We start from the raw sequence: 22,185 nt of genomic DNA on the forward strand, positions 1-22,185 counted from the left end.
AACCGGGTGGCCGCTCGACCACCCGGTTCCCCACTACGGATCAGCCACCGTCGCCGGTGACCTCCTCGTAACGGTTCATGGCTTCCTCCAGTCGCTGGAACGCCTGACCCAGCTGGCCGAGGTCACCGGAGCTCTGCGCGGAACGGACCTCTTCCATCGCGGCCTGCACCTCCTGCACGGCCTGGTTCACCTCGGAGCTGTTCTGCTGCCCCTGACCACTGCCCTGCTGCTGGTCCTGGTCGCTCTGCTGATCCTGGTCGCCCTGCTGCTGCCCCTGATCGCCCTGCTGTTGTCCTTGGTCGCCCTGCTGCTGGCCCTGACCGTCCTGCTGCTGGTTCTCGTCCTCGGCGGTCTCGGTGTTCTGCCCCGCCCCGGGACCGAACACCTGCTCCAGCGAGCCCTGCAACGTATCGGCATAGCCGACGCTGTCGCCGTAGGAGGTCAGCACCCTGGCCAACTGCGGGTAGGAGTCCTCGCTGTTCGGCCGGATGTAGATCGGCTCCACGTAGAGCATCCCGCCCTCGACCGGCAGGGTCAGCAGGTTACCGAACATCGCCCGAACCCCGGGGTTGTCGAACAGCGTCCGGTCCTCGGTGACCTTCGGCGTCGACTCCATCTGCCGCTGCACCTGCACCGGCCCCGGCGTCTGGTTGTCCGTGGGCAGCTCCAGCATGGTGATCTGACCGTAGGTCTCGGGATCCGAGGAGGCCGAGATCCACGCGGACAGGTTCGGACGTTCCAGCGCCGTCATCGCACTGGTCAGCTGGAAGGTCGGCCGGTTCTGCGTGGGTGCCTGCGCGATCACGTAGAACGGCGGCTGCTTCTCACCGGAACCGCTGCGCTGGTCCTGGTTCGGATCGTTGGGAACCTCCCAGAAACCGCGGGTGGCGTAGAAGTCGCCCGGGTCGTCCACGTGGTAGCGGGCGAGCAGCTCGCGCTGCACCTTGAACATGTCGGCGGGATAGCGGAAGTGCTGCCGCAGCTCGTCACTGATCTCGCTCTTCGGCTTGATCACGCCCGGGAAGACGCCCTTCCAGGCCTCCAGCACCGGATCCTTCTCACCGAACTCGTAGAGCGTCACCTCGCCGGTGTAGGCGTCCACGGTGGCCTTCACCGAGTTCCGGATGTAGTTGATCTGCTGGTCGGGCTGAGCGACGTTGCTGGTGGAGTCGCTGGCCGCCTGCCCGAACGAGGTCAGCTTGGAGTAGGGGTAGTTGTTCAGCGTGGTGTAGCCGTCGACGATCCACTTGATCTTCCCGTCGATCACGGCCGGGTAGGGATCGCCGTCCAACTTGAGCCACGGGGCGACCTTCTGCACCCGCTCCCGCGGATTGCGGTTGAACATGATCTGCGACTGCGAGCCGATCTCCTGGTTGAACAGGATGTTGCGCTCGCCGTAGTTGGCCGCGAACACGGCACGGTTGAACCAGTTCCCGATGCCGACGCCACCCTCACCCTTGTAGGTGTAGCGCGAGTTCTGCGTGTCGTACTCCTGCGGCTCCTCACCCTGCTCGGCACCGACGATGGCGTAGTCCTGGTTGAGCTCGCCGTAGTAGACCCTGGGCTGCTCGACCGGGATCTCGCCCTGGCCATCGTTGGCGACATCGCTCATCGAGAACACCGGGTAGGCACCGGTGTCGCCTCCTTCGCCGGGCACCGAGCTGACGCGGTCGGCGGGTGCGCTCACGAAACCGTTGCCGTGGGTGTAGACCATGTGCCGGTTGATCCAGGACTGCTGGTTCTCGGCCAGGCCATCGGTGTTGATCCCGCGCACGGCGACCAGGTAGTCCTGCAGTTCGCCGTTCTCGTCCCGGTAGCGGTCGATGTCGAGCTCTTCCGGGAACCCGTAGAAGTTGAACTGCTGCTGCAGCTGGGTGAACGTCTCGGAGAGCAGGCTCGGGTCGAGCAGCCGTACGTTGGAGACGGTGCCGGTGTCCTGGGCGACCTCCTCCGGAGTGACATCGGAACCATCCGAGCCGGAACCGGAACCACCGGAGTCCGAGTCACCGCCCTGCGTGTAGTTCTCGCGAACTGTCACGTCCTCCTTGCTGATGCCGAAGGCCTGCCTGGTGGCGGCTATGTTGCGCTCGATGGAGGTCGCCTCGCGCTGGTTGGCGTTGGGTTCGACCGAGAACTGCTGCAGCAGTGCGGGCCACAGCGCGCCGATGACCAGACTGGACAGCACCAGCAACACCGTCGCCAGCGCCGGAATCTGCAGGTTGCGCAGGAACACGGCGGCGAAGAAGGCCAGCGCGCAGATGATGGAGATGCAGAGCAGGATCACCTTCGCGGGCATCACCGCGTTGAGGTCGGTGTAGCTGGCACCGGTGAACAGCTCACTGCGCTGCGAAAGCAGCAGATCCCAGCGGTCGAAGAAGAAGTCGACGGCCTTGAGCAGCACGAAGATCCCGGCCAGCAGGGCGAGTTGGATCCGGGCGGGCTGCGAGATCTGCCCGGACCTGCCCGCGAGCTTGATGCCACCGAAGATGTAGTGCACGGCCAGTGCGCCGAAGAACGACAGCGTGACGGCGATGAACGCCCAGGCCAGCAGCCAGCGGAAGAACGGCAGCTGGAAGATGTAGAGGCTGATGTCGTTGCCGAAGACCGGGTCCTCGGTCCCGAACGGGGTGCGGTTCAGGAACAGCTGCACCATGCGCCAGTCTCCGGTGGCGGCCAGACCACCGATGGCGCCGACGATCGCCGGGATTCCGATGCCGAACCACTTGGACCGCTGCGTGATGACGGTGCGGTATCGCATCAGCGGGTCGTCCTGCCCACTTCCGAGCGGCACGAACACGGGTCTGTTGCGATAGGCCAGCCAGAGGTTCAACGCCAGGATTCCGGCGAGGAAAACGGCCGCACAGACGAACAACACGATCCGGGTGAGCACGATCGTCGTGAAGATCCCCCGGTAGTCGATACTGCCGAACCACAGCCAATTGACGTATGTCCCGATCAGGCGTGATCCGACTATCAGTCCTACCAGCACGACCGCGCCCAGGATCAGAAGGATCCGGCTTCGCCGGGACAAATTGGGTACTCCTACCGGCCTCGTGGCCACAGCGCACTCCCTGGTGACGATCCGCGGGCAACGGGGCCGGGTCACCGGTGCGACCCGGGCTCCCGTGCGGTCAACTCTACGACCTCGTCACGAGATGGTGGGACGCGCCCGCGAATTCGCATCAAACGGACATCCCGCCCAACGCGGGATCACCGGGTGGAAAGGTGTGCCGATCACCTGCGACGAGCGCTGCCACGGGGATCGAACCGGGAGGTCTCGGCGGTGCGACGATGGGTGAATGTCGTCCGCTATCACCGAGGAAATGACCGCGGGGTTGCCCGCGGTGGCACGCGAGATCGAGCAGTTCGTGGCTTCGGAAGGCTGGGAACGTCCGGCCAGAATGTTCGCGCTGGTCGACACCGCGGAGCTGCTGGAGGCCGAGCCCGGCCTGGCCGAACAGCTCAACACGAGTTCGACACTGACGCCGGTGGAGCAGGAAGAGCTGCCCGGCAACGACATCGGCGAGGCCCTGGCTGGTATCGGCTGGCCGGAACGGGTACTGGGCTGCGCGCTGGTCCAGGAGATCGTGGTGCTGCCCCCGGAGGCCGAGCAGGAGCTTCCGAGCGAGGACGACGCCGCGCGGAGCGCCGCCGCGCAACACCCGGAACGCCGGGAAGCACGGCTGGTCGCCGCCGTACTGCGCGGCGGTACGCAGACCTGCCTGCTGCGATTGCGCAACAAGGACCCCGAAGTCGACGACGGCTTCGACGGTGATCCGGAGCGGGAGGAGGGCGAGCTCGTCGAGGACAGTGCCCTGGCACCGAACCTGCTCAACGCGATGCACGCCACCTTCGAGGAGTGACGTTCCGTCGGGGGTCCGAGGCCGGTGAACGCCACTTCGGTCCCTGAGCGGCCCGGCTGTCGGCACCCGGACCCACCGGGTGCCGCGCCGAATCAGCAGCGCGGGGGTGTCTCCCCAGCCCGGACCGATTCGAGCGCGTCGACCGCCTCGTCGAGGGTTCCCACCTCGATCAGCCGCATGCCCTCGGGGGCCTGGGACCTGGCCGCGGCGCAGTTGCCCTCCGGCACCAGGAAGATCTCGGCGCCCGCCTCGTGGGCGTTGGTCATCTTGAAACCGATACCGCCGATGCGACCCACGTTGCCCTGCGAGTCGATCTCACCGGTGCCCGCGATGAACTTGCCGTCCGTGAGTTGGCCCGGGGTGAGTTTGTCCACCACGGCCAGCGAGAACATCAGTCCGGCGGAGGGGCCACCGATGTCGGGCAGCCTGATGTCGACCTCGAAATCGACCCGCGGACGCAGCGCGGGTTGCACACCCAGAAACCCCTGGGAGCGGTCGTCCGGCGGTTGCGCGAGCCGGATGGTGGTCCGCTGCGGCTGCTGCTGCTCGTGCCTGAACCGGATGGTGACCCGCTGGCCCGGCTCGATGCCCGACAGGGCGTCCACCAACGAGCGCGGGTCACTCAGCTCGGTGCCGTTCGCCGCGATCAGCTCGTCTCCCGGCTGGATCACCCCTTCGGCGGGGCTGTCGGCGACTATCTCCTCGGCGACGAGTTCGGTGGGGTAACCGAGATGACGCAGCGCCGCGGTCTCGGCGGCGGTCTGCGAGTTGCGGAAAGCACGCGTGTTGGTCCGCTGGACCTGCTGCTCGGTCTTGTCCGGTGGGAAGTAGAGCTCGCGCGGCGCCAGGGCGTATTCGCCGCTTACCCAGAAGGTCAGCGCGCTGAAGATCGACAGTTCGTCGGTGACCGAGACGGTGGTCATGTTGAGATGGCCACTCGTCGGGAAGGTCTTCGTACCATCGATCCGGACTACCTGCCTGCCCTGGGAAGAGCCGAGCGTGTCATGGGTGGGACCGGGTCCCAGTGCCACGTAGGGCACCGGAACGAACACTCCCAGCAGCCCGAAGACCACGACCAGAACGACACTCGTAAGCAGGGTCCAGGTACGGCGACTCACAGCACGACACCCTACGTGCCGCACACCGACGGCCGGCGGGCGACTTGCGCGGCGCCCGAGATGTGGAGTTCGGCGGCGACGATCCCGAGCCGGGCCGGGACGATCCCGAGTCAGGTTGGGACGATCCCGAGTCGGGTAACGACGATCTCGACACCACGTTCGCCCTCGGCGAGCGGCCGACCGCTCACCTACTGCCCGTCCGCCTGTTCCGCGTACGGTGGAACCATGAGTGATGTGCCCTTCGGGTTCGGCCCCCAAGATCCCGACAACGAGGAACCCGATGATCGCAACAGGGGCGACTCATCGGACGGTGGCTCCGGGGGCGGCGCCGGCTTTTCCGGAGGAGCGGGTTCCTTCCCCGGCTTCGGCGGGATGCCGGGTCCCGGGGGCATGCCCGGTTCCGGCGGTATGCCGAATTTCGACATCAGCGCGCTCGGCCAGATGCTGACCCAGCTCGGGCAGGCCCTCAGCCACTCCTCGAGTGGTGACTCGGGGCCGGTCAACTACGACCTGGCCAAGCAGCTGGCCCACCAGCAGCTGCAGACCAACAAGCACACCGAGCGGCCGACCCAGCAGCAGACCAAGGCCATCGAGGACGGCATCCAGCTCGCCGAGCTCTGGCTGGACCCCACGACCGCATTCCCGACCGGTACGCACGTGGTGCGGTCCTGGTCGGCAGGCGACTGGGTGGACAACACGCTGCCCACCTGGAAGCGGCTGTGCGATCCGGTGGCCGAGCGCGTCTCCGAGGCGTGGCTGGAAGCGCTGCCGGACGAGGCCAAGCAGGCCGCTGGGCCGATCGTGTCCATGCTCGGCCAGATGGGCGGGCTGACCTTCGGGTCCCAGCTGGGCAACGGGCTGGCACAGCTCGGCGGTGAAGTGCTCACCTCCACCGACGTGGGGCTCCCGCTCGGCCCGGACGGGACGGCCGCACTGCTGCCCGCCAACATCGAGCGTTTCGGGAAGGGCCTGGATCGTCCCGCCAGCGAGGTGACCGTCTTCCTGGCGGCACGGGAGGCCGCGCACCACCGGCTGTTCAGTCACGTGCCCTGGCTGCGGCAGCGGTTGCTGGCGACAGTCGAGGAGTACGCACGCGGTATCCACGTCGACACCTCCTCGCTGGAGGACCTGGCGAGCAAGGTCGATCCGAGCGACCCGAACTCGATGCAGGAGTTGATGAACTCCGGCATGCTGGAACCGCGAACCACCGACGAGCAACAGGCCGCGCTGACCCGGCTGGAGACGCTGCTGGCCCTGGTCGAGGGCTGGGTCGACGTAGTGGTCGCCGACGCGGTCGGGGAACGACTGCCCGGCGCCGACGCGCTCAGCGAGACGGTGCGACGCAGGCGCGCCACCGGCGGACCCGCCGAGCAGACCTTCGCGACCCTCGTGGGACTGCAGCTGCGTCCGCGCCGGCTGCGGGCGGCGGCATCGCTGTGGCGGCTGCTCACGGAACGGCACGGTGTCACGAGCCGTGACCGGGTCTGGGATCACCCGGATCTGTTGCCGGACGGTTCCGATCTGGACGAGCCGCTGGACTTCGCCGATCGCTGGGGCCAGAGCAACGAGGATCTGGACGATCCGATCGCGGCCATTCGACGGGCCGAGGCCGCCGAGCAGGCGGGCGAATCCGGTTCGGAGGATTCCACCGGCGAGGAGCGCGGCGAGGACGACGACCGCTGATCGGCATCCCGGCTCTGTCGCCGGGGCCGGCCGATCCACGACCGGGTACTCGCTCCCTCGGAACCGAACGCGGGCGATCCGGCGTGCGGGACGGCTCGACTTCGATCGAGCGGTCGGACGACGTCGGGCCCCGTTTCCGCGAACAGGGTCCCGCGAAGACGGCACGGCCGGGCGAGGCGGGGCGCTGTTCGTCGCCGGTCGCACTCGCCGCCGCCCGACCACCGGCCTCACCGGGGGCGGATTCCGGTCAGTCGACTTCGTCGCCGGATTCCGGTTCCTCGGCTCCCGTCCCGAGATCGGCGGCCGCGGTCAGCCCTTCGAGATAGCCGATGGCCCGTTCCGTCCTGGGATAGCGGTTCACCCACTCCCAGAAGTCCGCGCCGTGGCCCGGAACCAGCAAGTGCGCGAGTTCGTGCACCAGCACGTAGTCGAGCACCCAGCTCGGGACCTCCCGAAGCCTGCGACTGACGCGGATGGTGCCCTCGGCGGGTGTGCAGGAAGCCCATCTGGTGCGCATCGGGGCGACCCATCGGACTCCGGCCGCCACGGCGAGCCCGTCCAGATAACGCTGGGACAGTTCGGCGCACCGGTTCAGCAGCGCTTCGTCGGAAGCCCTGGCCGGCGACTTGCGGCGAGTCTCGCTGCGACGCAGTCTGCTGAGCATCTCGTCGACCCAGTGCCGCTCCTCGGCACGGCTCATCCGCGCGGGTAGCAGTACGACCACCTTGCCACCGTCCCGGTACGCACTGACCGTCTGCTTTCTCCGCTTGCTGCGGCGCACCTCCACTTGCGGTTCGGTCACGACCGGAGAGCCTAGCGAGGTCGATCGTGCTCGCGGGTTCCGCTGTGATCCGAACCGCAGATCAACTGCCCATTCCGCATCGAGGAATCGGGGGAGCGCTGCGAATATGACTGATCGACACGAATCGAACACGCGCTGCTACCCCCGAACGGGTTAAGACATTCATCCGAAATCGCGATATGCCGAGCTCCTGCGCGCTGCTCCGGGCGCGGGTACCTTTTGCCCAGCACAGTTCCGAGGCCCGCCATGACGAGCTTGAACGCTTCGGAAGAACAGTTACCCAGTGGAGGCAGCCGTGGCCGAGACGTACAACGGTTACTGCGTAAAGTGCCGGGAGAAGCGGGACTTCACCGGTGAGATATCGGAGACGAACGGTAGACGGATGGCCAAGGGGACCTGCCCGGTCTGCGGCACCAAGATGACCCGCATTCTCGGCAAGGCGCACAACACCCAGGGCTAGCACGCCCCAGGGCCAGCACGCCCCAGGGCCAGCACGCATCGCCGCCGAGGAGCGAGCCCCGGCGGTGAACAATGCCGCTCACAACCGCGTCGACGGCTCCTGGGACGGCGATTCGTCCGTTTTCGACCCCCTTTCACCGGTTCGGCGGAACGATCCGTCGAGGACGATCTTGCACACGGCTACGCGAAAACCTCTAGCATGTCGGTGAACCCGTAGGCGTGTGCTCCGGGACGGCTCGTTGTCCCGGCGCCCTGCCGACTGGAAGGGAGTTCCCCGTGAGCGACGTCCCCCGCCGAGCAGCACAGCGCACCGCCAAGCTCGCCAGCCTGCCGCTCGGCGCCGCGGGCAGAGTGGCCGCGGGATGGGGGAAGCGGCTCACCGGGCAGGACGCGGACACCGTCAGCGCCGATTTCTCCGCGCGTACGGCCGAACAGCTGTTCGCCGTGCTCGGGCAGCTCAAGGGTGGGGCGATGAAGTTCGGGCAGGCGCTGAGCGTGTTCGAGGCCGCCGTACCCGATGAACTCGCCGAGCCATACCGGGACGCACTGTCCAAGCTGCAGACGACCTCGCAGCCGATGTCGGAGTCCAGCGTACGGCGCACCCTGGACGAGCAGTTGGGAAGCGGCTGGCACGCGCGCTTCGCCGAGTTCGACGAGTCGCCCACCGCCGCCGCGAGCATCGGCCAGGTGCATCGGGCGGTCTGGCACGACGGCAGGGAGGTCGCCGTCAAGATCCAGTACCCGGGCGCGGACGAGGCACTGCGTTCCGACCTGCGCCAGTTGATGCGCTTCTCCCGGCTCTTCCAGTCGATGCTGCCCGGCGCGGAGATCAAACCGCTGCTGCGCGAGTTGCAGGACAGGATGGTCGAGGAGCTGGACTACCGCACCGAGGCCGACAACCAGCGCTCGTTCGCGACGGTGTTCGAGGGCGACGAGCTGGTGCACGTCCCCCGGGTGGTGGCGAGCTCACCCAAGGTCATGGTCACCGAGTGGGTGTCGGGCACGCCGTTCGCCGAGATCATCAGCAATGGGAGCCGGGAACAGCGCGACCGGGCGGGCGAGCTGCTCGGCGAGTTCCACTTCTCGTCCCCGGCCCGGGTCGGCCTGCTGCATGCCGATCCCCATCCCGGCAACTTCCAGCTACTTCCCGACGGCAGGCTGACAGTGATCGACTTCGGCGCGGTCGCCAGACTCCCGGAAGGACTGCCGAGGACGCTGGGACGCATGCTGCGGCTGGCGCTCGAGGACCGGGCCGAGGAGCTCATGGAACTGCTGCGGAACGATCGGTTCGTGCAGACGGACTCCGAACTCCGTGCCGAGGACGTGCAGGCGTACCTCGGGCCGTTCGTGGATCCGGCGCGAACCGAGACCTTCCACTTCACCCGCTCGTGGCTACAGCGGCAGGCCGACCGGGTGGGGGATCTGCGCAGTCCCGAGTTCCGCACCGGCCGGTCGCTGAACCTGCCCCCGGACTACCTGCTGATACACCGGGTGACGCTGGGAGCGACCGGAATCCTGTGCCAGCTGGACGCGGAGGTACCCGCCAGGGAGATCATCTCGCACTGGCAGCCCGGATTCGCGGACTGAGGGCGGCGATTTCGCGAGAAATCGAGGGACGCGGGGCCACACCGCACCACCGGCCCGGCGATTTCGCGAGAAATCGACGCACCCTCGGCGCTCTCGGCACCGAACACCCACCACCCTCGCAATCGGCGCCGCCGCGGGTTCTCCGGTGCGGCTCTCGCGAGGAAGGCCCGACGTTGTGTAGGTCGCTACCCGACGTCGGGCCTCCCGGAGCGAGAGCCGTGCGCGAGGTTCCGCCACACGCACCCCTACGAAAACCGGGGTGACGAACCCTGTCACGTGGGTTTGCGGCCGACGAACACGCTGTGCGCGGCGAGGTAGTAGAGATCGTCCCGCCGCCCTGCGTAGTGCGGCCCCCGCTCGTCGAGCAGCTGGTCTAGCGCGGCCAGGTCGTCGGCGGAGCACTCCTCCACGGCGGCCTCGCGCAGCCACTCCAACCTGCGCAGCACGATGTCGCGCACCGAACCGGTGACCGGAGCGGGCCAGTCCACCAGGTAGCTCCACGACTCGACGTCTCCCAGCCCCGCCTGCCGCAGTGCCGTCGACCAACCGACGGGCAGCCGCACCGTACCCGGCATCTCGGCTCGCATCCGGCGGAACCAGGAGTGCCGCGCCGCCAGCAGGCGCTCCTCCAGTCCGGGTTCACCGACACCGACGTCCCAGGGCAGCACGTGCGCCCACAGCCCGGACTCCACGACAACCAGTCTGCCTCCCGGACGGACCAGTTCCGCCAGCCGACGCAAGCCGGCCAGCTGGTCGGGCAGGTGGTGCACGACCAGCGAGGAGAAAACCAGATCGGCACTGCCCACCGCGGCACCGAGTTCCTCGTCGGCGGCATCGGCCCGCACGCCGCGCACCTCGACCCCCGAGGCGGCGTGTTCGGTGGCGTGGCGCTCGGCCTCGGCGAGCAGCTCAGGCGCGGAATCGACGAGGGTAACCGTGCCACCCGGCAGAGTGGCGGCGAACGCCGCGGCCGCGCCGCCCGCCCCTGATCCGACGTCGATCACCGAGTGGCAGGCGTCCCCCGCGACCAGTGTCTCCGCGATTCGCCGTGTCTGGGTCGCGGTGAGGCCGTCCTCGTCCCGCAGCTGCCGCAACCGGGTGTCCCAGTCGATGTTGTCGTGCGAATGATGGTGCATGATCAACAAGCTTAGCCGGTCGGACAACCGAATTCCGCTCCGCACAACGGCATCCGGCCCGGTTCCGACGGTGTGCCCGTCCGGGCGGGGCCTCGGCACGCCCGGTTCGGGCGAACACCGGTGGCCGGCTCGTACGCGAACACCGCGCACTCGCCGGGCCACGACAGCTCATCGAGCTCGTCCGAACTCACGCGTCGGACGGAACTTCTCCGGTCGTGTCGTCGACCGGAGGAGGTTGTGTTCCGCGGTCGAGGGGCCCCGGGAGGTCGCGAACCGCGCCCCTCGGGCACCCCGCTCGGAACTCGGATCAGATACGCCGTTCGTAACGTTCGGCCCGTCGGGACGCGAAGCACGCCAACCGGCGCCAGAACCGCACGGCGGCGATCCGGTGCGGCAGCCTGGCGCGCTCGGCTTCACCGCGGAACTGTCGACAGCGTAATCGCGTGGTTTCCTCGGGATACATTCCGCTGGTCTCACTTCCGTGAACATGGCTGTTCGGTTGTTGGTCGGAGCGGTCTCGCGGTGATCACGCGGCACGTCCGCGGACCGCCGAACCACCCGCACCGGCCGGGTCGGCCGACCGGTGCTTGCGGGGCCGCCCCCTCGGCCGTTTGCGAGCGATCACGGAGCCGTGTTCGACGATCTCGCCGCCCCAGACCCCCCAGGGCTCCGCCCGCGCCAGAGCTCCCGCCAGGCACTCGGACCTGATCGGGCACTCGGCGCACAGCTGCTTGGCGCGTTCGAGTTCGGACGGGTTCTCGGCGAACCACAGGTCCGGATCCCGACGACACGGGACTCGCTCGTCCGTGTCGGGCGCGGTGTGCAGCAGAGCGGAAACGGCTCCGCCGTGATTGCCGGTCTCGCCCCAGGTTGCCGCAGGGGCACTGCCGGTCGACATGCGTTCTCCTCCTGATGAGATGAATTCTTCGACGCTGTTCGGCGCTATAAGTTGATCCAATTTGGACGGAAGATTCGAGAACGGGGACACATTAAAAAAGCCGCGAACCCCATACCGGGTCCGCGGCCGAAAGAGCGATTGTCACTCGACTGAGTAACTCAGGTACTTCGCTCCGGCACGACCCGACCCGGGTAGGTTTTGCTCGGCTCAACATCACGATGCGTGCACAGACGCGCGGGGCCGATATTCGCGGCTCGCTTCGCGAACGTCGACATACCGGTGCTCATCGGCGCGATCGCGTGCTGGTCCACCGCCGACAACCAGTCGTTTCTACGCATCGCGCACACCGCCTTCTCGTGACCCCGGCCGGACGAGCATGTCCTCTCCGGCCTGCCGACAGGCAGATTATTCGGGGGGCCACACACGGCGCAAGTGATTTTTCACAGCGTTGTGCCCAGCGGTGGAAACTCCCGCGCCGAGTGGATTTCGCCGGCCGGTCGGCGTCCTGACCGGACAACCGGGAACCACCGGAGCGGAGCACACCGACCCGCGCTCTCCCGCGCGGGGACGGATGTGGCATGAGTTACCCACCCGGTGCCGGAAACACCGTGGCGGGGTCGGCAGCGGCCGTGGGCGAACATCCCGTGAAGCGAGGTGACAGGTCCTACCCGCCGCTTCTCCTAGCCGCCGCTGTGATCGCTCCCGTTGACGAGTCCGAGCACATCGGCCCCGAACCGCTCCAGTTTGGTCGCTCCCACTCCCGAAATCCTGCTCAGCGCCTCGGAATCGTCCGGTCGCTGTTCCGCTATGGCCAGCAGCGTGGCATCGCTGAACACCACGTAGGCGGGTACCCGCAGCTGTTGCGCCCGCTCGGTGCGCCAGCCGCGCAGCTTCGTGAGCAGTTCCTCGTCCACGTCCGAGGGACAACCGGAGCAGCGCCCCAGCTTCACATCGGCGGTCGCGGTCAGCGGTGTCGAGCAGATCCGGCAGTGAACCTCGCGAGCCCGCCGGGAACCGGCCGACTTCTCCCGCCGTTTCGGCTTCGAGTCCGGGGCGGAGTTCTCGGCGGGGTCGAGCTCACGCAGGAACCGACTGCGTCGGCGTTTGCGGCCACCGCCCTGCCCCCGGTAGGTCGACCAGGACAGCCGAACCCGCTGCCGGGCACGTGTCACTCCCACGTAGAACAACCGCCGCTCCTCCTCGACGGCGTCCTCGTCCCCGTCGGCGTACTGGATCGGCAGCGTTTTCTCCACGAGCCCGACGAGGAACACCGTGTCCCATTCCAACCCTTTGGCGGCGTGCAGCGAGGCGAGCGTGACCCCTTCGACCGTGGGGGGATGCTGCGCGGACGCACGGGTGTCGAGCTCGGCCACGTAGTGCGTCAGGTCGGCCTGCTCCACCTGCCCCGCCAGCTCGTCGGCGAGTTCGGCCAGCGCGTGCAACGACTGCCACCGCTCCAGCGCGGCACCGCCGGAGGGAGCCCGTTCGGTCAGGCCGACCTCGGAAAGGACCTCACGCACCACCTTGGGAAGCTCACCGGGCCCGGTGTTCCCCCGGTTCGCCGCGCCGCGCAGCGCGGTGATCGCCTGCCGCACCTCGGTGCGCGCGAAGAACCGCTCGCCGCCCCGAACCTGGTAGGGGATACCGGCCTCCGACAGGGTCTGCTCGTACAGTTCGGACTGCGCGTTCACGCGGTACAGCACGACCATCTCCGAGAACGGCACCCCGTTGCCCGCCAGCCGGGCGATCCGGCGGGACACCGCACGCGCCTCCTCGGCCTCGTCGTCGTGCGCGGCGAACTCCGGTTCGGGGCCGTCGGGCAGCTGCCCCACCAGGGTGAGTTCGGTTCCCGACGACCCGGTGTCCTCCCCCTCCGCTCCCCGATCCGGACTCGCGGCGCCGATGACCCGGTTGGCCAGCGTGACCACCTGCGGTGTGGAACGGTAGTCGCGTTCCAGCTTGACCACCTCGGCGTTCTGGTAGCGCCGCGGAAAGTCGACCAGCCAACGGGGCGAAGCACCGGCGAACGAGTAGATGGTCTGATTGGCATCACCCACCACGGTGAGGTCGTCACGCTGCCCGAGCCAGGCATCGAGCACTCGCTGCTGCAACGGGGTGACGTCCTGGTACTCGTCCACCACGAAGCTGCGGTACTGCGCGCGGAACTGCTCGGCCACCTCGGTGTTCTCCTCCAGGATGGCCGCGATGTGCAGCAGCAGATCGTCGAAGTCCAGCACCTTCGCCGAGTTCTTGAGCTTCTCGTAGCCCTCGAAGACCTTCGTGAAGTGTTCCGGCGGAACCGGGCACTCGCGTCCCCGCTCAGCGGCGGCCGCCGGATAGCGCTCGGGGGTGAGCAGCGTCGCCTTGGCCCACTCGATCTCGGTGGCCAGATCGCGCACCGAGTCCTGGTCGGTGGCCAGCCGCAGCCTGCCCGCCGCCTGGGTGACCAACCGGAACTTCTGCTCGGTCAGCGGCCACAGCTCGTCGCCGATCACTCTCGGCCAGAAGTACCGCAGTTGCCGGAAAGCGGCCGCGTGGAAGGTCTGCGCCTGAACTCCGTCGGCACCGAGACCGCGCAACCTGCTACGCATCTCGCCCGCCGCGCGCGCGGTGAAGGTCACGGCCAGCACCTGCTGCGGCACGACCAGGCCGCGCTGCACCAGCCAGGCGATACGGTGGGTGATCGTACGGGTCTTGCCCGTCCCCGCACCCGCCAGCACGCAGACCGGACCGCGCGGAGCCGTCACCGCGGCACGCTGTTGCGGATCGAGACCTTCCAGCAGGCGCGGTTGATCGGTCATGCCGGGAATCCTCGCAGAAACGCGACGAGTGGCGACCGACACACCCGCCGCGAACGAAGTACACACCTCGTCACCGGCCGGGTGCCGCTCCGGAAGAGCGGCACGGATTCATTCCGCGACATTGGCCCAACCGCGCAGCATCCGGTGCGCGATCGATACGCCCGGCGGGAGCCACAGACCGTCGACCGGTTCGTCGTGCCCCAGCGCCGCGCGTACGTGCTCCCGCGAGACCCAGTGCGCCTCGGCGATCTCGCCGGGTGCCGGCCGTAGCGGCTCGCGTGGGTCCGCGACGGCCGAGAAGCCCATCATCAGCGATCGCGGGAAGGGCCAGGGCTGACTGCCCAGGTACCTGATGTCGGAGACCGGCACCCCGACCTCCTCGTGGACCTCGCGGCTCACGCACCCTTCCAGGGACTCGCCCATCTCCACGAATCCGGCCAGCACCGAGAACCGCTCGGCGGGCCAGACGACCTGGCGCGCGAGGAGCACGTGATCGGCGCCGTCGTGCACCAGACAGATCATGGAGGGGTCGGTGCGCGGGTACTCCTCGTGTCCGCACCCGGTGCAGCGTCTGGCCCAACCGCTGCGGATGCGTTCGGTTCCGGCACCGCACAGCGCGCAGTAGCGGGCACGATCGTGCCAGGCGAGCAGCCCCACCGCGGTGGTGAGCAGGGCCGCCTCCACGTCGCCCAACCACTCGCCCACCGCGCGCAGTCCCTGCCAGTCGGCTCCGGAATCGCGGGGGCGGACCCGGACACCCCAGTGGGCCACTCCGTCGTGCGTGCCCAGCAGTACGGCGTGGCCACCGTGGTCGGAGAACTCGTCCGGCCGGTGCCAGGCGAGTCGCCCGCTCGATTCCAGTGGAGCGCGGCCGCGCTGGTCGACGGGCAGCACCCGCCCACCGGACCACAGGGTCGCCGCGTGTTCCGGATCGTCCCGCTGCTGGTCGGACAGCGCCACGGATGAACGGGACAGCAGCGGTGTGCTGTCGAGCTGGAACGCCTCGGCCGCGGCACGTTCCGATGCCGAACCGAACTCCGAACAGGTCGTCACGGCAGCGTCACACCACCGAGGCCACGCAGCTGTTCCCCGAGTTGTTCGGCGTCTCCCACCACGACCCCGGTGAACGCCGTCGGGACGTACCAGCGCGCGGCATCGGCCACCTGCTGGTGAGTGACCGCACGCAGCCGGTCGGGGTGTTCGGACAACCAGTCCTGCCCCAGTCCGAGAGCCGCGACGTTCATCAGCATCGAGGCAAGGCCCGACTGCGAGGAGGTCGAGGTCAGCAACCCGCCGATGGCGTACTGCCGCGCGGACTCGACCTCGGCCTCACTCGGCCGGACCAGGGCGAGTTTGCCGAGCTCGTAACGGATCTCCAGCAGCGCCGCCGCGGTGACCTCGCTGGCGGTGTCGGCGTCCACCAGGATCGTGCCGTTGTCCGGAGTGAACTCGAACGTGGAGTGCGCGCCGTAGGTGTAGCCCTTGTCCTCGCGGATGTTCTCCACCAGACGCGAGGAGAAGTAGCCGCCGAAGACCAGGTTGGCGATCTGCAGCGCCGGGTAGCGTTCGTCGGTTCGGGGGACCGCCTGGGCGGAGAACCGCAGCTGCGACTGCACCGCGCCCTCCCGGTGCACCAGGCGGACGTCGCCGCCGACCACCTCGGGCAGCGCCGGAAGCTCACGAGCCGCCCCGGCCGCGTGCCAGCCGGACGTCATGCGGCGCACCGTCTCCACGGTCGCCTCGGGATCGATGTCGCCGACCAGCACCAGCGTGGAGCCGCGCGGCAGGACCGCGTCCCGGTGCAACTGCCTCACCTGTTCGGGGGTCACCTCGGCCACGTCAGCGGCCTGCGGCACCTCCCTGGCGAACGGGTGGTCCCCGTAGCGGTGGTACTGCAACTCCTCGCGGGCGATGGTGCGGGGCTGGGAACGGGCGACCGTGATCCGCTCGACCAGCCGGTCCCGCTCGCCCGAGACCTCGTGCTCCGGGTAGGAAGCCTCGGTCAGCGCGTCGGTGAGCACGTCGAGCAGGGTTTCCATCCCGCTGGCGAGCGCGTCCCCGGTGATGCTGAGCCGCTCGGGATCGACCACGGCCTGCAACGTGCCGCCGACCGCGGCGAGGTCGGTGTCCATGCGCACCCGGTCCCGACGTTCGGTCCCGGTGAGCAGGGTCTCGGCGAGCACTTCGGCCCTGGCCGGGTGAGCGGCGTCCTCACCGGCGAAGGGAATCCGCAGCCGCAGCTCGACCATCGGCACCGCGCCGTGGCGCGCCGCGATGACCCGCAGCCCGTTCTCGAGCACGGTGTCCACCGTCTCGGGCTGCCTGCCCGCACGCGGCTCGGCCAGCGGCGGCAGCGGCCGCGGTCCCTGCTCGGTGTGTCCGATCCGCTCGGCACTGCGATGGGTCGCGCTGGTCATGCGGCACCTCCGTCGGCGTCGCCGGTGGGTTCGATTTCCAGGACGGCGCGGGCTTCCGGCCGGAGCGCCTTGGCCGCGGCGGCCACTTCCTCGGCGGTGACGGCGCCGACCCTGGTGGGAAGTTCCCCGACGAGTTCGGCGCGCCCGTGCAGCAGTTCGGTGCTGCCGAGGTCCAGGGTGCGCGAAACCAGCCGGTCGTGATCACGGTGCAGCCCGGCTGACCACCGCGCGGTCACTCTGGAGAGTTCCTCGGCCGTGGGGCCTTCGGTGGCCAACCGCTCCAGCTCGGAGTCGACGGCGTCGACGACGCGGTCGGTGGTCACCTCCGGGCTGTGGATGGCTGTGATGGTGAAGGTGTCCGGGTCGCGTGCGTCGAGGGGAGCTCCCATCAACCCCGCGCCCGCGTGCACGTCCACCACCAGCGAGTCGCGGTAGACGAGCCGCTGCTGCAGCCGGGAGGCGTCACCGTCGCTGAGCACGGCGGCGAGCACGACGTTGGCGAGGTACTCGTCCAGCTCGCCGACCGGATCGGGCAGGCGGTAGCCCAGCGCCACCGCGGGGAGCGGGGCGTGCGGGTCCTGGTGCCGGTCCCGCAGCTCGCCCGAGGGGGCGGGTTCCGCGAAGGAGGGGCGTTCCGGCACCGAACGGGCGGGCACGTCCCCGAAGTGCTTGTGCACCAGGTCGGTGGCGTGGTCGACGTCGATGTCGCCGGTGATGGTCAGTACCGCGTTCCCGGGGGCGTAGTAGGTGTCGAAGAACGCGGCGCAGTCGTCGACGGTGGCTCGTTCGAGATCGGTGAAGTCGCCGTATCCGTTGTGGGCGTTGGCGAACGTGGAGTAGAGCACGGGCGGCAGCAGGATCCACGGGAACCCGCCGTAGGGACGGTTGAGGACGTTGAGCCGGATCTCCTCCTTGACCACGTCCACCTGGTTGCGGAGGTTCTCCTCGGTGAGCCGGGGAGCACGCATCCGGTCGGCTTCCAGGAACAGCGCGCGCTCCAGCGCGTTGGAGGGCAGCACCTGGAAGTAGTCCGTGTAGTCCTGATGCGTCGAACCGTTGAAGATTCCGCCGGACCCCTGCACGTGACGGAAGTGGGCGAGTTTCTCGAGACTCTCGCTGCCCTGGAACATCAGGTGTTCGAACAGGTGAGCGAAGCCGGTTCGGCCTTCCGGCTCGGAACGGAAGCCCACGTCGTAGTGCACGCTGACTCCGACCACCGGAGGCCCGCCGGGTGCGGTGGAGCCCGGTTCGGCATCCGGTGCGAGCACCACGCGCAGCCCGTTGGGCAGGGTGACGCGATGCGGTTGCGGTTCGACCATGCCCTCAGCCTACGTGCGCGGGAAGCCCTAGCGGTGAGCACCCTGGTGAACACTCGGCGTGTCCGAGATCGGACGAATCGTCCACCCGGACGCGCGATCGACGGGCGGAATTCCGTGGGGATTCCACCGAAGGGTGGACGGTGGAATACGGCGTCGGGAGCAACACGGCCGGAGCAGTGGTGCCCTGTGAGCGCGGTGAGCCGTGTCGGGCAACGGAGGGGCGAGAACGGTCGAGTGACCCCTAACCCGGCTCCCCGGGGCGGGCGGAACGCAGCAGCAGTACGTACCCGGCACCGGAGAGGGCCGCGAGCACCAGCAGTACCCAACCGAGCCGCCCGCTCAGTCCGGTGCCGCCGGTTCCGTGCTCGGCGTCGACCGGACGCGCGAGCGCGTCGTCCCCCAGCGGTTCGGGCACCCGGACCCGTAATCGCGTCCCCTCGGAATGACCGCAGCCGTCGAACGGGACGCGGGTCGCGTCTCCGTCCGCCGTGAGCTCCACGAGGTCGTGCGCGTCGCGTTCCGCGCAGGAGGCGGACTGGACCACCGTCGCGGTGGTGCGGCGCGTCCGCACCGTGGTGTCACCGCCGAACGCGTCGGTCAGCGGCCACCACGCGATCACCACCGCGCCGATCCCGGTCGATAACAGCACCACCAGGATCAGCAACACCGATGCGGAACCACTCCCTCGCGCCACGACGCGATCCTCGCAGAGGAACCGCGCTCCCCGACTCGCAACTCGGTCGCGACGGCGCGCGGCGCGGGACGTGTTCTCTCGGGACGGCCCTGTGCCGCGTCGGAGGTCCAACGATCCCGGTCACTGCTGATTCGGCGGCAGGACACCGAACGACACCGATCGGGAGTTAGGCTCGTCGGAAGCACAGCAGCGGACCGGAACACGAACGACGAATCAGTCCACAGCTCAATCCACAGCGGACAGTGCCGGAGCAGGCCGACAACACGCTTCCATGACTCCACCACAGCGCCCACAGTCGCCGCACGACCCCGATGTTCCGGTGAACGACTCCGGAACCGACTCGCACTGCTCGGGGGCGTATCACACTTCTCGGGCGAGTGACGGAATCGGCGCCGTCGCCGTCATCGTGGCGGTCCTGAGTGGCGTGATTCTGCTGTTCCTCTCGTCGGCGGGGCTGCTTCCGCACTTCGGAGCGGGGGCGAGCGAGCACAGCTACGAGCGGCACGGCGACGACGGGATCGCGATCTCCCCGGTCGATCCCTCACCACTTCCCACCACGGACCCGACGACCGACAGTCATCCGGCCCCCGAGCACGCGCTGGAGGAGGACCAGCAGCAACGCGGTCCGGCGATGACCGGACGGTCCGAACGCACTCCCACCGGGATGCGTCCCCGTCCGGTTACCTCACTCGGTGCGCACCCGTTCAACATCCCGGGGAACGGAGCGGTCGACACCGAGTGCGACCTTCCCGCCTTCGACACGGACACGGCCGCACAACGGGCTTTCCTACGGTCGCTGGCACCGTGCCTGATGGAAATGTGGACCCCGGCACTGCGGGAGGCGAATCTTCCGGTGCGGACTCCGGACGTGGTCGTGACGAACGGAGACGTGCACAGTCCCTGCGGCGATCGGGGTTGGGAGCGGACCGCCATGTACTGCGGCGGCGACCACACGATCTACTGGACAGCCAGGCACTACTCGCGCATCGAGGGCCGTGAGACCGCCGGCCCCTACCTGGGGCAGTTCGCGCACGAGTTCGGCCACGCCCTCCAGGGAATGACCGGGATCAGCGAGGCGTACGGCAGAGCGGTGCACGAGGCGGGCGGCGCCGAGACCTCCGAAGGACTCGAACTGTCGCGCAGGCACGAGCTGCAGGCAACCTGCTACGGCGGGCAGGCACTGGCCGCGTTGCAGCACGGCGGAGTGAACAACGACCACATCCTGTCCGCGCTGCGCGACGCGAGCAATCGGGGTGACCAAGCGGGTGAGGCCCGCAGCCACGGCAGCACGGAACACAACAGGCTGTGGGCGCACCGGGGATTCCGCACGAACCGGATCACCGAGTGCGACACCTGGTCGGCCGAGGACTCCGAAGTGTCCTGATCCCGGCTCGCCCCTCATTCGAGGGTCGCATCGGCCTGCTCCTGCTCCTCGATCAGGATGTTCGTGCAGTCCCAGCACGTCGGCGCCTGGAACCAGTCGAGCTCACTGGGCTCGGCCATGGCGCACTGCACGCCGCAGACCGAGGTGTCCGAGGCTCTGCCCTGCCAACGCTTACCCCGGAAGGCGTGACGGACCAGGCGCGTGGAGCTACGACTGCTCACGGGCAACCAGTAGTGGTGTGTGTCCATCGGGATCAGTGCTTCCAAGTGGGCCGGGCGGTGGGCAACTTCAGATAGGCGGTGAAACACTCCTCGCAGAACGGCCGGTTGTGGGCCATCTGGTACTGCCGGGGATCGGCGGCGGGCGGAGCATCGACCGAGGCGTGCCGGCCGAGGGGCTCCACCGGACCACCCCGACTCGGAGGTATGTCCATTGTGGCGTGCTGATTCGGCTCGCCCTCCGGTTTCACCCAGTAGACGCTGGGACGTTCCGTCGAGTGCTCGGTCACCGCTTCACCTCCCGACACGTTCCGCCACGGCGCACGCGGAACGGACCTGGGGATGTCTCCCTGTTCCACATATCACCATGAGTATCGGCACATTAACGAAGCGTGACTAGATCACGACAGTGGGCATCTTGTTAGCCGTCGGTTCGAATCATCGCTTCGCGCCGGAACAGCCGACCAGACCGGCCCGCCGCGCGAACGCACTCCGAACATCCGAGCGGGCCGCCCACTCGCTGACTCCACGACGGATGCCCGTTCAGGCGGTGGTGACCTTCTTGACGTAGAGCAGCCGGTCGCCCGCCTCGATCGCGTCGGCCTCCGGAGCGTCCACCCGGTAGAGCTGCCCCTCGCGGACCAACCCGAGCACGATGTCGGAGAGATGGCGCGGCGATCCTCCCACTTCGGTGCGCTCGACCTCGCGCTCCGCGATGGCCAGCCCGAGGTCCGGACTGAGCAGGTCCTCGAACATCTCCACGACCGAGGGCGTGGAAGTGGCTATCCCCAGCAGCCTGCCCGAGGTCTCACTGGAGATGACCACGGAATCGGCACCCGACTGCCGCAGCAGGTGGACGTTCTCCGCCTCGCGCACCGCGGCCACGATCTGCGCCTTGGGAGCCAGTTCCCTGGCGGTGAGCGTCACCAGCACCGCGGTGTCGTCCCGCGGCGGGGCCACCACCACGGCACGCGCCCGCGGGATTCCGGCGACCCGCAGCACGTCCGATCTGGTGCCGGAGCCGTTGACGGTCACCAGGCCCAGTGAGGACGCGGCCTCCAACGCGGTGGGTTCGGTGTCCACCACGACGATGTTGCCCGCTTCGGCACCCTCTCCGAGCAGGGCCGTCACGGCGGACCTGCCCTTGGTGCCATAACCGATCACGACGACGTGGTCGCGCACCCTGGACCTCCAGTGTTGGATCTTGAACGCTTGGCGGGAACGTTCGGTGAGCACTTCCAGTGTGGTTCCGACCAGCACGATCAGGAACAGCACCCGCAGCGGCGTGATGACCAGCACGTTGACCAGGCGGGCCGAGGGGCTCACCGGGGCGATGTCCCCGTAGCCGGTGGTGGAGAGCGAGACCGTCGCGTAGTACAACGCGTCCAGCACGCTCAACGGGGTCCCGTCGGTGTCGCTGTAACCGCCCCGATCGAGATACACCAGCAGCACGGTGACGGCGAGCGCCAGACTGGCGCCGATCACCCTGCGCACGATCGATTTGACCGGACCGATGGCGGTGGCGGGCATTCGAACCACCCCGACCAGCGCGTGGTCCGGACGGTCCGTCAGGCGGTCGGTCAGCGCTGCCTCGGAGCGACGTCCGGACAGCGAACGACGTCCGAGTCGCGCGGGTCGGCCCTTGTGCTTGTCCACGGGCGGAAACGGTAACGCCCCGGCGAGAAGGGAATACTCGCGCTCCCGCCCGGGAGCGTTTTCGCCGGTGCCGAATCCTTCCTCCCGAGCAGAACACGCGCTGGCGTGGACCTCACGGACTTGATCGATATCGACACGCTCCGCCGTTGA

At 68.5% G+C, this 22,185-nt stretch carries 19 protein-coding genes; 6 read left to right on the forward strand and 13 right to left on the reverse strand.

The genetic code is table 11. The annotated features are described in order from the left end of the window. Positions 1 to 40: 40 nt before the first annotated feature. Positions 41 to 3,061, reverse strand: coding sequence for a UPF0182 family protein (locus BM150_RS00185; RefSeq protein ID WP_092922002.1), 3,021 nt, complete (start codon positions 3,059 to 3,061; stop codon positions 41 to 43). Positions 3,062 to 3,299: 238 nt separating this feature from the next. On the opposite strand from BM150_RS00185, the gene BM150_RS00190 reads away from it, so the two are divergent. After that, positions 3,300 to 3,863 carry a PPA1309 family protein gene (locus BM150_RS00190; protein WP_092922005.1) on the forward strand — a complete coding sequence of 188 codons (564 nt, stop codon included), beginning with the start codon at positions 3,300 to 3,302 and terminating at the stop codon, positions 3,861 to 3,863. A 92-nt stretch (positions 3,864 to 3,955) separates the two neighbouring features. Here the strand turns inward: BM150_RS00190 and BM150_RS00195 are convergent, their stop codons facing one another. After that, complete coding sequence (locus tag BM150_RS00195; protein WP_092922008.1) at positions 3,956 to 4,981, reverse strand: YlbL family protein; 1,026 nt, start codon at positions 4,979 to 4,981, stop codon at positions 3,956 to 3,958. A 225-nt stretch (positions 4,982 to 5,206) separates the two neighbouring features. Here BM150_RS00195 and BM150_RS00200 point away from each other — a divergent pair, with 225 nt between their 5' ends. After that, on the forward strand, positions 5,207 to 6,664 hold the full coding sequence (locus BM150_RS00200; RefSeq protein ID WP_092922011.1) for a zinc-dependent metalloprotease: 1,458 nt from the start codon (positions 5,207 to 5,209) through the stop codon (positions 6,662 to 6,664). 247 nt (positions 6,665 to 6,911) lie between these two features. Here BM150_RS00200 and BM150_RS00205 read toward each other — a convergent pair whose 3' ends face one another. After that, the gene (locus BM150_RS00205) at positions 6,912 to 7,466 is read right to left on the reverse strand and encodes a M48 metallopeptidase family protein (RefSeq protein WP_092922014.1); all 555 of its coding nucleotides are present in this window, start codon (positions 7,464 to 7,466) and stop codon (positions 6,912 to 6,914) included. 295 nt (positions 7,467 to 7,761) lie between these two features. Between BM150_RS00205 and BM150_RS23955 the strand changes: the two genes are divergently transcribed. Both BM150_RS23955 and BM150_RS00210 read left to right on the forward strand, forming a co-directional pair. Then, positions 7,762 to 7,926 carry a DUF5679 domain-containing protein gene (locus tag BM150_RS23955; protein ID WP_175496605.1) on the forward strand — a complete coding sequence of 55 codons (165 nt, stop codon included), beginning with the start codon at positions 7,762 to 7,764 and terminating at the stop codon, positions 7,924 to 7,926. Positions 7,927 to 8,201: 275 nt separating this feature from the next. After that, positions 8,202 to 9,512, forward strand: a complete 1,311-nt coding sequence (locus BM150_RS00210) for an ABC1 kinase family protein (RefSeq protein ID WP_092922017.1) — start codon at positions 8,202 to 8,204, stop codon at positions 9,510 to 9,512. 272 nt (positions 9,513 to 9,784) lie between these two features. On the opposite strand, the gene BM150_RS00215 is transcribed toward BM150_RS00210, so the two are convergent. Continuing rightward, positions 9,785 to 10,648 (reverse strand): methyltransferase, encoded by an 864-nt coding sequence (locus BM150_RS00215; protein ID WP_092923107.1) that lies wholly within the window; start codon positions 10,646 to 10,648, stop codon positions 9,785 to 9,787. Positions 10,649 to 11,174: 526 nt separating this feature from the next. Next, positions 11,175 to 11,546 (reverse strand): WhiB family transcriptional regulator, encoded by a 372-nt coding sequence (locus BM150_RS00225; RefSeq protein ID WP_092922023.1) that lies wholly within the window; start codon positions 11,544 to 11,546, stop codon positions 11,175 to 11,177. 222 nt (positions 11,547 to 11,768) lie between these two features. On the opposite strand from BM150_RS00225, the gene BM150_RS23960 reads away from it, so the two are divergent. Then, complete coding sequence (locus tag BM150_RS23960) at positions 11,769 to 11,906, forward strand: hypothetical protein (RefSeq protein WP_175496606.1); 138 nt, start codon at positions 11,769 to 11,771, stop codon at positions 11,904 to 11,906. A gap of 320 nt (positions 11,907 to 12,226) precedes the next feature. On the opposite strand, the gene BM150_RS00230 is transcribed toward BM150_RS23960, so the two are convergent. From BM150_RS00230 to BM150_RS00250, 5 genes are all read right to left on the reverse strand, one after another. Continuing rightward, positions 12,227 to 14,347 carry an ATP-dependent DNA helicase UvrD2 gene (locus tag BM150_RS00230; RefSeq protein WP_092922025.1) on the reverse strand — a complete coding sequence of 707 codons (2,121 nt, stop codon included), beginning with the start codon at positions 14,345 to 14,347 and terminating at the stop codon, positions 12,227 to 12,229. 108 nt (positions 14,348 to 14,455) lie between these two features. Beyond that, positions 14,456 to 15,400 (reverse strand): NAD(+) diphosphatase, encoded by a 945-nt coding sequence (gene nudC, locus BM150_RS00235; protein ID WP_175496607.1) that lies wholly within the window; start codon positions 15,398 to 15,400, stop codon positions 14,456 to 14,458. Beyond that, positions 15,397 to 16,764 (reverse strand): M16 family metallopeptidase, encoded by a 1,368-nt coding sequence (locus BM150_RS00240; RefSeq protein WP_092922029.1) that lies wholly within the window; start codon positions 16,762 to 16,764, stop codon positions 15,397 to 15,399. Before BM150_RS00240 ends, nudC begins: the two co-directional genes overlap by 4 nt. Beyond that, positions 16,761 to 18,083, reverse strand: a complete 1,323-nt coding sequence (locus tag BM150_RS00245) for a M16 family metallopeptidase (RefSeq protein ID WP_092922032.1) — start codon at positions 18,081 to 18,083, stop codon at positions 16,761 to 16,763. The genes BM150_RS00240 and BM150_RS00245 overlap by 4 nt, the downstream gene beginning before the upstream one ends. A gap of 241 nt (positions 18,084 to 18,324) precedes the next feature. After that, positions 18,325 to 18,777, reverse strand: coding sequence for a hypothetical protein (locus tag BM150_RS00250; RefSeq protein WP_139219406.1), 453 nt, complete (start codon positions 18,775 to 18,777; stop codon positions 18,325 to 18,327). A gap of 271 nt (positions 18,778 to 19,048) precedes the next feature. Between BM150_RS00250 and BM150_RS00255 the strand changes: the two genes are divergently transcribed. Continuing rightward, the gene (locus BM150_RS00255; protein WP_217641275.1) at positions 19,049 to 20,161 is read left to right on the forward strand and encodes a neutral zinc metallopeptidase; all 1,113 of its coding nucleotides are present in this window, start codon (positions 19,049 to 19,051) and stop codon (positions 20,159 to 20,161) included. Positions 20,162 to 20,175: 14 nt separating this feature from the next. On the opposite strand, the gene BM150_RS00260 is transcribed toward BM150_RS00255, so the two are convergent. The 3 genes from BM150_RS00260 to BM150_RS00270 form a co-directional block, all read right to left on the reverse strand. Further along, on the reverse strand, positions 20,176 to 20,409 hold the full coding sequence (locus BM150_RS00260; protein ID WP_092922039.1) for a hypothetical protein: 234 nt from the start codon (positions 20,407 to 20,409) through the stop codon (positions 20,176 to 20,178). Positions 20,410 to 20,414: 5 nt separating this feature from the next. After that, positions 20,415 to 20,669: a hypothetical protein gene (locus BM150_RS00265; RefSeq protein ID WP_092923116.1), complete on the reverse strand. Its 255-nt coding sequence runs from the start codon at positions 20,667 to 20,669 to the stop codon at positions 20,415 to 20,417. A 253-nt stretch (positions 20,670 to 20,922) separates the two neighbouring features. After that, positions 20,923 to 21,909: a potassium channel family protein gene (locus BM150_RS00270; RefSeq protein WP_342752516.1), complete on the reverse strand. Its 987-nt coding sequence runs from the start codon at positions 21,907 to 21,909 to the stop codon at positions 20,923 to 20,925. Between the last annotated feature and the right edge of the window lie 276 nt (positions 21,910 to 22,185).

Origin of the sequence: Actinopolyspora alba (genome assembly GCF_900112765.1) — a bacterium.
Lineage (GTDB): Bacteria > Actinomycetota > Actinomycetes > Mycobacteriales > Pseudonocardiaceae > Actinopolyspora > Actinopolyspora alba.

Excerpts from the sequence above, each read along its gene's own strand:
- BM150_RS00190 (WP_092922005.1), top strand. The coding sequence starts at position 3,300 with ATGTCGTCCGCTATCACCGAGGAAATGACCGCGGGGTTGCCCGCGGTG.
- BM150_RS00200 (WP_092922011.1), top strand. The coding sequence starts at position 5,207 with ATGAGTGATGTGCCCTTCGGGTTCGGCCCCCAAGATCCCGACAACGAG.
- BM150_RS00215 (WP_092923107.1), bottom strand. The coding sequence starts at position 10,648 with ATGCACCATCATTCGCACGACAACATCGACTGGGACACCCGGTTGCGG.
- BM150_RS00225 (WP_092922023.1), bottom strand. The coding sequence starts at position 11,546 with ATGTCGACCGGCAGTGCCCCTGCGGCAACCTGGGGCGAGACCGGCAAT.
- BM150_RS00230 (WP_092922025.1), bottom strand. The coding sequence starts at position 14,347 with ATGACCGATCAACCGCGCCTGCTGGAAGGTCTCGATCCGCAACAGCGT.
- BM150_RS00240 (WP_092922029.1), bottom strand. The coding sequence starts at position 16,764 with ATGACCAGCGCGACCCATCGCAGTGCCGAGCGGATCGGACACACCGAG.
- BM150_RS00245 (WP_092922032.1), bottom strand. The coding sequence starts at position 18,083 with ATGGTCGAACCGCAACCGCATCGCGTCACCCTGCCCAACGGGCTGCGC.
- BM150_RS00255 (WP_217641275.1), top strand. The coding sequence starts at position 19,049 with ATGACTCCACCACAGCGCCCACAGTCGCCGCACGACCCCGATGTTCCG.
- BM150_RS00260 (WP_092922039.1), bottom strand. The coding sequence starts at position 20,409 with ATGGACACACACCACTACTGGTTGCCCGTGAGCAGTCGTAGCTCCACG.
- BM150_RS00270 (WP_342752516.1), bottom strand. The coding sequence starts at position 21,909 with ATGCCCGCCACCGCCATCGGTCCGGTCAAATCGATCGTGCGCAGGGTG.